This is a genomic window from Psychromonas sp. B3M02 (assembly GCF_003318165.1).
In the GTDB taxonomy this organism is placed as follows: domain Bacteria; phylum Pseudomonadota; class Gammaproteobacteria; order Enterobacterales; family Psychromonadaceae; genus Psychromonas.
Genome location: NZ_QOCB01000069.1, coordinates 1 through 10858, shown reverse-complemented (window position 1 = coordinate 10858; position 10858 = coordinate 1). Strand labels below are relative to the sequence as shown.

Genomic DNA, 10858 nt, shown 5'->3' with positions numbered 1-10858 from the left:
CAAAAAATGAAATCAATAACAATACCGTCACTGGTTATCGAAAAACTACAATTGAAACAAAAAGATAAAAAATTACTTTCATTAGATGAAGAGATTATTGGTGGGCAAGTATTAACCATCATGGGTCCATCTGGGAGTGGTAAATCAACCTTACTAAACTGGTTAGTAGGTATGTTGCCTAATGAGTTTGAAGCAACAGGCAAACTGTACTTAAATGGTGCAGATGTGTCTGAAACGCCTAGTCATCAACGTCATATTGGCTTGTTATATCAAGATCCATTGCTGTTCCCACATTTAACCGTGGAAGGTAATATCGCTTTTGCTATGCCTAAAGGAGATAAGCAAGAAAGACTCGATCAAATAAGCGATGCATTAAAGCAAGTTGGCTTGGAAGGAATGGAAAAGCGTTGTCCAGAAAGTTTATCCGGTGGGCAGCAAGCACGTGTCGCTTTATTACGTGTATTATTAAGTAAACCTAAGGCTATTTTATTGGATGAACCCTTCAGTAAATTAGACAGTCAGCTTCGCCAAGAAACACGCCAATTAGTGTTTGAGCAAATTCAACGCTACAGTCTGCCTGCTGTGATGGTGACCCATGATCAAAGTGATGCTACTGCCGCACAGGGTAAAGTGATCACCCTAGACAAACTTATTTAATCGTAGCAAAACGGGAAGTCGATGTTAGATAGATTTATCACACCAGTTATCAAACCTCTGTTAATGCCAGTGGTGAAAACTTTAGACAAACGAGGTGTTACACCTGACCAAGTGACCTTAGTGGGTTTCTTTATCGGTATGATTGCGGTGCCATTACTTGCTAATAAAATGTGGTCAGCGGCATTAGTGATGATTGTTCTTAACCGTATCTTAGATGGCTTAGATGGTGCCTTAGCTCGTTACCAAGGTAGCAGCTCTAGCGCCGGTGGTTTTTTAGATATCTGCGTGGACTTCTTATTTTACGCGGCAATACCGCTTGGTTTTGCCATGGCTGAACCAGAGTTTAACGCCTTACCCGCTGCAGTATTATTAGCAGTATTTATTGGTACCGGTTCTACTTTTTTAGCCTTTGCAATTCCCGCTGAAAAACTTAATTTAGACAGACCGCAATTTGCCAATAAGAGTTTTTACTTTATTAACGGCTTAACAGAAGGCACTGAAACCATCGCGTTTTTTGTGGCTTTTTGTATCTGGCCACAGTACTTCCCTGCTCTAGCTTACCTATTTGCGTTACTAGGTGCGATGACAGTATTTACCCGTATTCATGGTGGATACAAAACATTGAAATCACATCAAACTGAGACCAAGGAATAACCATGGTTGTTGACGATGCCCTACTTAGATTAATTGTATTTGTTAGTATTCTAGCGGTGATGTTTACCGTTGAAAGATTATTTCCTGCTCGACAATTGTCAAAGGAGCCTTCAGCACCTTCACAAAAGATGCGTCTAACCGGTAACTTTGGCATTGTATTTTTATCTGGTCTATCGGCAAGATTAGTTTTTCCTTTGGGGTTAATGGGTTTAGCCCTATTTTTTACCGAGCAAAAAATAGGACTATTCAATATTATTAATTTACCTGAATGGTTAGTTATAACGCTAAGTTTATTGCTCTTAGATATGCTTATTTATTGGCAGCATAGGTTATTCCATAAAATCCCTGTTCTGTGGCAATTACATAAAGTACATCACGCTGATACCCATGTAGATAGCAGTACTGGTTTGCGTTTTCATCCTATCGAGATCATTGCTAGCTTAGCGATCAAAGGGTTGGCTATTTTCCTATTAGGTATTCCCGCCTTTGCTGTGATTTTATTTGAAGTATTGCTTAACGGCTTTGCCATATTCAACCACGCCAATATTCGCTTACCTGCAAAAGTAGAAGCCGTCACTAGATTGTTTTTAATGACCCAAATTCTACATCGTATTCACCACAGTCAACTATTTAAAGAGAGTAACTCTAATTATGGTTTCAGTGTGATATGGTGGGATCGTTTATTTGGTAGCTATTCTGCCGAAGCCACAAAACCAGACCTAGAGATTGATATTGGTATTAGTGAATTTCCAGAAGCAAAAGACAATGCGCATTTATGGGGATTATTAGTGATGCCTTTTAAACGGAAGAAATAATTTAACTAATATTTTTCTCTTTAAAGTGATAGAAAATGCAGGCTCATCCGTATAGTATACCCATCAATAATTTACCACGGAGAGTCACATGGCTTACACAACTTTCTCTACCCTTTCCAACGATGCAATGAAAGAACCTATGTTCTTTGGTAACCCGGTTAACGTGGCTCGTTATGACCAACAAAAATTTGAAGTATTTGAAAAATTAATCGAAAAACAGTTATCGTTCTTCTGGCGTCCAGAAGAGATTGACGTAAGCCGCGATCGCATTGATTTTTTAAACTTACCAGATCATGAACAACATATCTTCATTTCAAATTTGAAGTACCAAACACTTTTAGATTCGATTCAAGGTCGTAGCCCTAACATGGCGTTACTACCAATTGTCTCTTTACCAGAATTAGAAACATGGATTGAAACATGGTCTTTCTCTGAAACAATTCACAGCCGTAGTTACACGCACATTCTGCGTAACCTATTTACTGATCCAAATGAAGTGTTTGAAGATATTGTTAATAATGATGAAATTCAAAAACGCGCCACTGACATCTCATTTTATTATGATGGTTTAATTCATGCCGTGCAATTTATGCAACTACATGGCTTAGAACAAAACGATGTTCCTTACGTTAACCTAGACGGTAAAACGGAAAAACTAACTTTACGTGATATTAAAAAGAAACTGTATCTATGTGTTTGTTCAATTAATGCATTAGAAGCGATTCGTTTTTACGTATCATTTGCTTGTTCATTTGCTTTTGCAGAGCGTGATTTATTGGAAGGTAATGCAAAAATCATCAAACTTATCGCACGTGATGAAGCACTGCACCTTAACTCAACTCAACAAATGTTAAACCTGTGGGCTGATGGTAAAGATGATCCAGAAATGGCTGAAATCGCTATCGAATGTTTTGCTGAAGGTCGTGATATCTTCTTAAAAGCGGCTGAACAAGAAAAAGAGTGGGCGCAATACCTATTTAAAGATGGCTCAATGATCGGTCTTAATGAAGAAATCCTATGCCAATATGTTGAGTACATTGCTAATCAACGTATGCAAGCAATTGGTTACGAAGCACCATTTAACGTTAAGAGTAACCCTATCCCGTGGATTAACCACTGGTTAGTTAGTGACAATGTTCAAGTAGCGCCGCAAGAAGCTGAAATCAGCTCTTACTTAGTAGGTCAAATCAACAGTACCGTTGATAGTGACGACTTAAGCAGCTTTGAACTGTAAGCATAGCCAACGATATGTCCTCTAAACTCATTTATAATGGTCAACAATATACTTTGGATGAAGAGGCGACACTGCTTGAAAATTTAGAAAAGCAAGCAGTGTCCGTTGAATTTCATTGCCGAGATGGGCATTGTGGCGCCTGTCGTTCACAGCTTGTTTCTGGCGATGTTTCCTACACAACTTTCCCTATGGCTTACCTAAAAGATGGTGAGGTATTACTCTGTTGCAGTAAAAGCCAAAAAGACATAACAATCAACTCCCTGTCTTAATTCTCATAGTATTCAAACAGTAAAGTCAAACACTCATCAAGGCTTATGTTAAAAATATAAACCAGATCACTCTTACCTGATAAATTTATATTGCCAATATAAGTAATATATATCTGTTTTAATTTTTATCTAATGGCATAATCAATAATATCATATTTTTATCACATGGAACCTAGTGCTTATACTATGAAAATATTGTCTCCATTAGTTTTTTTAGCAGTTTCCTTGCCCCTTTTATCAGGACAAGTTATTGCACAAGTAAAATTTTCAGAAGGTTATGAAGCTGCGCATTCAGGCAACTATAAGAAAGCCGTTAAAATTTGGTTACCTTTAGCTGAAAAAGGCGATGCTCCGGCGCAATACACTATCGGCTGGATGTATGAAAGTGGTCAAGGCGTGAAAAAGGACCTAAAAAAAGCCGTTTATTGGTATAAAAAGTCAGCGGAACAAGAATACGAAGCAGCGCAGTATGTACTTGGTACCCTCTACGAAAAAGGTGAAGGTGTTGAGCAGAACAGTGAAGCCGCGTTAAGTTATTACCTTTTAGCAGCAGAGCAAGGCGATCCTATCTCCCAATTCCAAGTAGGTAATTACTACCAATATGGCATTGGCACCTACAAAAACAACGATAAAAGTATATTTTGGTATGAAAAAGCAGCCGAACAAAGCCACGTTAATGCACAAATAGATCTCGGTAAAATCTATCAATCTGGCGAAGCCCTAGAGATAGATTATGAAAAAGCAGTACATTGGTACCAAGCAGCAGCTGCGCAAAACAATGCAGTGGCGCAATACCAACTTGCCTACATGTATGAACATGGGTTAGGCAAACCACAAAATTATACCAAAGCCATTCAACTCTATTCCCGTTCAGCTAATAATGATTACTCACAAGCGGCATTCAAACTGGGCACCATTTTTGAGTCTGGTGCAAGCGGTGAAGTCGATAATGCTAAAGCACTAAGTTGGTATCGACGCGCGGCTTTGCAAGGCAATACCGACGCGCAATTCCAGCTTGGATACCTGTCAGAAATTGGCAAAGGTACAGAGAAAAGCATACAACGTGCTATAGACTGGTATACCCAAGCCTCACGAAGAGATAATGCTGAAGCCTATTATATTCTTGGTCAAATTTATGAGAAAGGTACCACGGATTACCGACACAATATCGCGCCTAATTTACAAAAAGCGGTGAAAAACTATCAGTATGCTTCTGAGCTTAATTACCCACTCGCTCATGCTAAGTTAGCTTACTTTTATGAAACGGGTATTTTTACTCATCAAGACAAAGAAGCAGCCATTGCTCTTTATCAAAAGTCCCCTCAAAAGTGGGCAAAAGAGAGGCTAACACGCTTAGTTAGCCACGATAACTGCCTAAAAGAAGCAAGCACTAAACTGTTTGATGAATTGATCAGTTGTGCTAATCGAGATTTATTAAGAGCAAAAATAAAACAGCAATCTATCAAGGTTATTTCTGAAGATGATCAATTGCAATCGGATACTTATTTCACTGGTGCAGTGATTAGAGGCACCAGCGAGTTAACAATGCAATACGATCAGAATAATGGATTTTCCAAAGCCACATATACCTACATCGGCCGCAATAAGCCTGAATTAATTGATCAAGTTAAAGATAAATTAATCGAACAGTATGGACTACCAAGTCATTCCATTGGTGATCCTGCACAGGGTGAGGCAAGCTACCATTGGATATTAAAAGATAACATTATGATCAACGCATATAGGTCTTGGCCTGACACCACAACTTTTGTCGAATATGAACTGCCAGAACAAGTGACTAATCAATATGTGGTTAATGAAGTAGAATAATACCGCTAAACAACTTATGGTGTAGGTGAGACAAGTATTTTATAAATTGCCCCACATAAACCATACTTGAGGACATCAAAAAAACTGAAAATAGCAAAGCAAAAATGAAAGGAACAATATAAATCCCCCTTCTCTATTAAATTAACCGCGAAGTATTAAATTAACCTCGACATTAACGAAATTGCCCCTTTCGCCTAATAACAGGATAAAATAACATGAAGCAATCAAGGAACAATTAAAGAGCATGCTATAAATTTAATCGAGCATCTTCTAATTATATAAATAAGCGAGTTCATGGACACCACAATCTTACTCTTTATCGGCATGGCTTTCAGCTTTGGCATGATCATCAATTTAACCGGCTTACCCCCTATGGTAGGTTTTTTATTAGCAGGTTTTACTCTCAACTTCATGGGCTTCGAGTCCTCCGACGTATTAGTTACACTAGCCAATTTAGGCGTGACACTATTACTCTTTTCAATTGGATTGAAACTTAACATACGTACCTTGTTGAAATCCGAGGTGTGGGCGGGAGCAAGTATACATATTGTCGCCAGTATCCTATTTTATACGGCGATTTTATTAGTCATTAAACAGCTCGGTGTGGCTTTATTTTCTGAATTAGATATTTATGGATTATTACTGATTGGCTTTGCTTTGAGTTTTTCCAGTACTGTATTTGCAGTTAAGATTTTAGAAGAAAAAAGTGAAGCAAACTCGCTTTATGGACGGATCGCCATTGGCATCTTGATCATGCAAGATATCTTTGCCGTATTATTCTTAACTATATCCGTCGGTAAAATCCCTTCGATTTGGGCGATTGGTTTACTTGCTTTGCCATTAATTAGACCACTGTTATACAAAATATTAGATAAAGCCGGTCATGGTGAGCTATTAGTTTTATATGGTTTTGTATTAGCCTTGATCGTAGGGGCAGGATTATTTGAAAGCTTGGGTATGAAAGCGGATTTAGGTGCTTTAATTGCAGGTATGTTATTAGCAGGACACCCAAGTGCCAAAGAGATGGCCCGTTCATTATTTAACCTAAAAGAGCTGTTCCTTGTTTGTTTCTTCCTAAACATTGGTTTTGGCGGGTTACCACAATTTGATCACTTAATGATTGCCCTAGTATTATCTGTGTTATTAGCGGGTAAAATTGTGCTGTACTTTTTAACGCTGAGTAAATTTAAATTACGCTCTCGTACCTCCTTATTTGCCGCATTTAGCTTAGCCAATTACAGTGAATTTGGATTAATCGTTGCTTCGTTAGCGACCTACAAGGGCTGGTTAAGTCGAGATTGGTTAATTATCACTGCCATCGCCGTATCACTGAGTTTTATCATTGCAGCGCTTTTAAATAAATATGCTGATGCTATTTATGACCGTTACCGTTTAGCCTTAAAACGCTATCAAGCCACTCGCTTACATTTAGATGACCGCCCTGTTCGTGTGGGTGATGCACAAATCTTAGTAATGGGTATGGGACGTATCGGTGTGGGTGCCTATGACGCGCTAAAAACCACCTACGGTGAAAAAGTAATGGGTATTGATTATAACCACCTCACGACCTTACAGCACCGAGAAGCAGGCAGACGTGTGATCACTGGCGACGCATTAGATTCGGACTTTTGGAATAAGCTCCAGCTGACAGATAAAATTAAACTGATTCTATTAGCTATGCCAGATCACAACGGTAACCGTTATGCTGCTGAACAATTAAACAATATTGAAAACTGTACTTTCAAAGTCGCCGCCTTAGCGCATTATAAAACCGATGAAGAGGAATTAAATGCCTTAGGCGTTAATTTAGTGTTTAATATGTATGAAGAGGCGGGTGCAGGATTTGCGCGACATGTTTGGACAGATTTCCAAACAATTTTAGAAAAAAGTCCGCACAAATTGGACTTATAGTAAGAAATATCAGGCTATCGATGTTTTTTGTTAGTAAATTGTACTGATTTCGTGTGACTTTTGATGTTTATTCTGCAAAAATCAAGTCTCTCAGTATGTTGATCTAATTTGATCACGAAGCATTTTAGTTAATAAACTAATGCTTAAAAGTAATTCAAGAAGTAACGAATAACCTTATTATTCGTTTACAATATAAAAGGTAACCCTATGTGTTCTATTTTTGGTGTGCTCGACATTAAAAGCGATCCTATCGCATTGCGCCAACAAGCAATTGAAATGTCAAAACTGCTTCGTCATCGCGGCCCAGATTGGTCTGGTGTTTATTCTTCTGATAAAGCGATCCTTGTTCATGAACGTCTTTCTATCGTTGACGTGAATAATGGTGCACAGCCTTTATACAATCAAAATAATACACACATCCTTGCTGTTAATGGCGAAATCTACAATCACCAAGAGCTAGCAGCTGAACTAACTTGTGGTTACCAGTTTAAAACTAAGTCTGACTGTGAAGTTATCCTAGGTTTATACGAAGAGAAAGGTAATGCATTCCTAGATGACCTAAACGGTATCTTTGCTTTCTGTTTATATGACCAAGAAAAAGACAAATACCTAATTGGTCGTGACCACATGGGTATCATTCCACTATACCAAGGTTGGGATGAGCACGGTAACTACTACGTAGCATCAGAAATGAAAGCGTTAACGCCTATCTGTTCAAAAGTATCTGAGTTCCCACCAGGGCATTACTTAGACAGTGAAGTAGGTGAATTAACTAAATATTACGTTCGTGATTGGATGGAATATGATGCAGTTAAAGATAACGGCGGCAGCGCTGCAGAAATCGGCCAAGCATTAGAAGAAGCGGTTAAACGCCAACTAATGTGTGATGTACCTTACGGTGTATTACTATCTGGTGGTCTAGATTCTTCAGTTATCTCTGCTATCACGCAAAAATTTGCTAAGCAACGTGTTGAAGATAACGATCAAAGCGGCGCATGGTGGCCACAACTGCACTCTTTCTCTGTTGGCCTAGAAGGTTCTCCAGATTTAGCAGCAGCGCAAAAAGTAGCTGACGAATTAGGTACGGTTCACCACCCTATTATCTTTACTGTACAAAACGGTATCGATGCACTTAAAGAAGTTATCTACCACCTAGAAACTTACGATGTAACAACTATCCGTGCATCAACGCCTATGTACCTAATGGCACGTAAGATTAAAGCGATGGGTATCAAAATGGTACTTTCAGGTGAAGGTGCTGATGAAATTTTCGGTGGTTACTTATACTTCCATAAAGCGCCAAACTCTCAAGAGTTCCATGAAGAGTTAAACCGTAAACTAAGCAAACTACACATGTTTGACTGTTTACGTGCTAACAAATCAATGTCAGCTTGGGGTGTTGAAGCACGTGTACCATTCTTAGATAAAGAGTTCATGGACGTAGCAATGCGTACTAACCCAGAACTTAAAATGATCAAAGATGGCCGTATCGAGAAAAACATTCTACGTGAAGCTTTTGATGGTCAACTATTACCAGAAGTACTATGGCGTCAAAAAGAGCAATTCTCTGATGGTGTTGGTTACAACTGGATTGATACACTAAAAGAGCATGTTGACACTCTAGTGACGGACCAACAACTAGCAACAGCTGAGTTTAAGTTCCCAATCAATACACCAGATACAAAAGAAGCTTACTTCTACCGTAGTATCTTTGAAGAGCACTTCCCACTAGATAGTGCAGCAGAATGTGTACCACACGGTAAATCTGTTGCTTGTTCAACAGTTGAAGCATTAGCTTGGGATGAAAGCTTCCAAAACAATGCTGACCCGTCAGGTCGTGCTGCTGGCATCCATAACGATGCTTACGCGCAAAAATAATTTCAGCTTAAACTGAAACCATTAAAGCGCTCAATGAGCGCTTTTTTTATGGGACAAAGAAAATGAATGCATGTTTATGTAAAAGTGGTCAAGCTTATCAAGATTGTTGTCAGCCGTTGAATCAAGGCCAACAAATAGCGGATACCTGTGAGCAACTAATGCGATCTCGTTATAGCGCATTTTGTTTACAACTGGGTGAATACCTATTTTCTACTTATCATCCAGAGTATCGTGGCGACTTAACCGTTGCACAACTATCTGAACAATCACTTGATTGGAAAAACCTTGATATCGTCAATACTGAGACAGGAGTCGAAAAAGGGTTTGTAGAATTTAAAGCCTGGTACCATATGGACGGTCAACTACATTGTCACCATGAACACTCAAACTTTGTAAAACAGCAAGGACAGTGGTTTTATTGTGACGGAACTTTTTATCCTGAACAAAAATCAGGTAAGATACAGCGCAATGATGGTTGCCCCTGTGGTAGCGGTAAAAAATATAAAAAATGTTGTGGCTAAACGATTCATTATTAAATGAATATTCCTAAACACAGCATGTTTTAATCAATAGAGAACAAAATGCAAAAGAAAACACTATTAACAACCTGCCCTGATTCTAAGGGTCTGATTGCACAAATTACGAATATCTGTCAAAAACACCAATTAAATATTGTTAAAAATAATGAGTTTGTTGACCATCAATACAACCGCTTTTTCATGCGTACTGAAATTGAAGGTTATTTCAATGATGAAACGTTATTAGCAGACTTAGATTACAGCTTACCGGCAGGCGCATCACGCTCATTAATCAACTCAACAGAGCGTAAGCGTATCGTTATCCTAGTAACTAAAGAAGCACACTGTATCGGTGATATCTTAATGAAAAGCACCTATGGTGGTATCGATGTTGAGATTGCAGCTGTTATTGGTAACTACAACACACTAGAGGACCTAGTGAGTAAGTTTAATATCCCTTACCACACAGTCAGTCACGAAGGGTTAACGCGCGAAGAGCACGAAGAGAAAGTATTAGAGGCGATTGCACCTTATACGCCTGATTATGTTATCTTAGCGAAATACATGCGTATTTTAACACCTAAATTTGTTGAGACTTATGCAAACCGCTTAATCAATATCCACCACTCGTTCTTACCAGCATTTATTGGTGCTAAACCATACCAACAAGCCTTTGACCGTGGTGTGAAGATTATTGGCGCAACGGCTCACTTTGTGAATAATGACCTAGATGAAGGACCAATTATCACACAGGACATAGCACATATTGACCACGCTTACAGTGCAGAACTACTTGCAAAAGCTGGCCGTGATGTTGAAAAGTCAGTATTAAGTCGTGCATTACAACAAGTACTAGATGATAAAGTCTTTGTGTACGCTAACCGTACTGTCGTATTTAAATAATCGAATAGCTGAAAAATTATTTATACCAATTGTATTAAATAACTGATCTAAATTTTGCGCCGGAAAAATGGCTTAGTTTGAGGCGTAAGTTGATGTAAATGGTTGTTCCCTATACGAAACTTACAACGAAAAAATAAGTTGTTTTAACAAGTAAAATAGATCAGTTACTTACTATGATTGGTATTAGAT

Annotated in this window: 10 protein-coding genes; all 10 read left to right on the top strand. The window is 38.6% G+C overall.

All coding sequences use genetic code 11. The features are described from left to right. Positions 1–6 precede the first annotated feature (6 nt). The 10 genes from DS885_RS08040 to purU all read left to right on the top strand — a co-directional run bounded on the left by DS885_RS08040 (position 7) and on the right by purU (position 10669). Positions 7–657 carry an ATP-binding cassette domain-containing protein gene (locus DS885_RS08040; RefSeq protein WP_113818921.1) on the top strand — a complete coding sequence of 217 codons (651 nt, stop codon included), beginning with the start codon at positions 7–9 and terminating at the stop codon, positions 655–657. A 21-nt stretch (positions 658–678) separates the two neighbouring features. Next, positions 679–1311, top strand: coding sequence for a CDP-alcohol phosphatidyltransferase family protein (locus DS885_RS08035; RefSeq protein ID WP_113818920.1), 633 nt, complete (start codon positions 679–681; stop codon positions 1309–1311). Between the two features lie 2 nt (positions 1312–1313). Continuing rightward, positions 1314–2126: a sterol desaturase family protein gene (locus DS885_RS08030; RefSeq protein ID WP_258546870.1), complete on the top strand. Its 813-nt coding sequence runs from the start codon at positions 1314–1316 to the stop codon at positions 2124–2126. An 88-nt stretch (positions 2127–2214) separates the two neighbouring features. Beyond that, positions 2215–3360, top strand: a complete 1146-nt coding sequence (gene nrdB / locus DS885_RS08025; protein WP_113818919.1) for a class Ia ribonucleoside-diphosphate reductase subunit beta — start codon at positions 2215–2217, stop codon at positions 3358–3360. Positions 3361–3374: 14 nt separating this feature from the next. Then, positions 3375–3629, top strand: a complete 255-nt coding sequence (gene yfaE / locus DS885_RS08020) for a class I ribonucleotide reductase maintenance protein YfaE (protein ID WP_113818918.1) — start codon at positions 3375–3377, stop codon at positions 3627–3629. A 225-nt stretch (positions 3630–3854) separates the two neighbouring features. Beyond that, on the top strand, positions 3855–5459 hold the full coding sequence (locus DS885_RS08015; RefSeq protein WP_181817734.1) for a tetratricopeptide repeat protein: 1605 nt from the start codon (positions 3855–3857) through the stop codon (positions 5457–5459). Positions 5460–5753: 294 nt separating this feature from the next. Continuing rightward, positions 5754–7370, top strand: coding sequence for a cation:proton antiporter domain-containing protein (locus DS885_RS08010; protein WP_113818916.1), 1617 nt, complete (start codon positions 5754–5756; stop codon positions 7368–7370). A gap of 207 nt (positions 7371–7577) precedes the next feature. Then, on the top strand, positions 7578–9248 hold the full coding sequence (gene asnB, locus DS885_RS08005) for an asparagine synthase B (RefSeq protein WP_113818915.1): 1671 nt from the start codon (positions 7578–7580) through the stop codon (positions 9246–9248). Positions 9249–9310: 62 nt separating this feature from the next. Further along, positions 9311–9769: a YchJ family protein gene (locus DS885_RS08000; protein WP_113818914.1), complete on the top strand. Its 459-nt coding sequence runs from the start codon at positions 9311–9313 to the stop codon at positions 9767–9769. A 60-nt stretch (positions 9770–9829) separates the two neighbouring features. After that, complete coding sequence (gene purU, locus DS885_RS07995; RefSeq protein ID WP_113818913.1) at positions 9830–10669, top strand: formyltetrahydrofolate deformylase; 840 nt, start codon at positions 9830–9832, stop codon at positions 10667–10669. Positions 10670–10858 lie beyond the last annotated feature (189 nt).

Coding starts and splice junctions, on each gene's coding strand:
- DS885_RS08040 (WP_113818921.1), top strand. CDS start 7: ATGAAATCAATAACAATACCGTCACTGGTTATCGAAAAACTACAATTG.
- DS885_RS08035 (WP_113818920.1), top strand. CDS start 679: ATGTTAGATAGATTTATCACACCAGTTATCAAACCTCTGTTAATGCCA.
- DS885_RS08030 (WP_258546870.1), top strand. CDS start 1,314: ATGGTTGTTGACGATGCCCTACTTAGATTAATTGTATTTGTTAGTATT.
- nrdB (WP_113818919.1), top strand. CDS start 2,215: ATGGCTTACACAACTTTCTCTACCCTTTCCAACGATGCAATGAAAGAA.
- yfaE (WP_113818918.1), top strand. CDS start 3,375: ATGTCCTCTAAACTCATTTATAATGGTCAACAATATACTTTGGATGAA.
- DS885_RS08010 (WP_113818916.1), top strand. CDS start 5,754: ATGGACACCACAATCTTACTCTTTATCGGCATGGCTTTCAGCTTTGGC.
- asnB (WP_113818915.1), top strand. CDS start 7,578: ATGTGTTCTATTTTTGGTGTGCTCGACATTAAAAGCGATCCTATCGCA.
- DS885_RS08000 (WP_113818914.1), top strand. CDS start 9,311: ATGAATGCATGTTTATGTAAAAGTGGTCAAGCTTATCAAGATTGTTGT.
- purU (WP_113818913.1), top strand. CDS start 9,830: ATGCAAAAGAAAACACTATTAACAACCTGCCCTGATTCTAAGGGTCTG.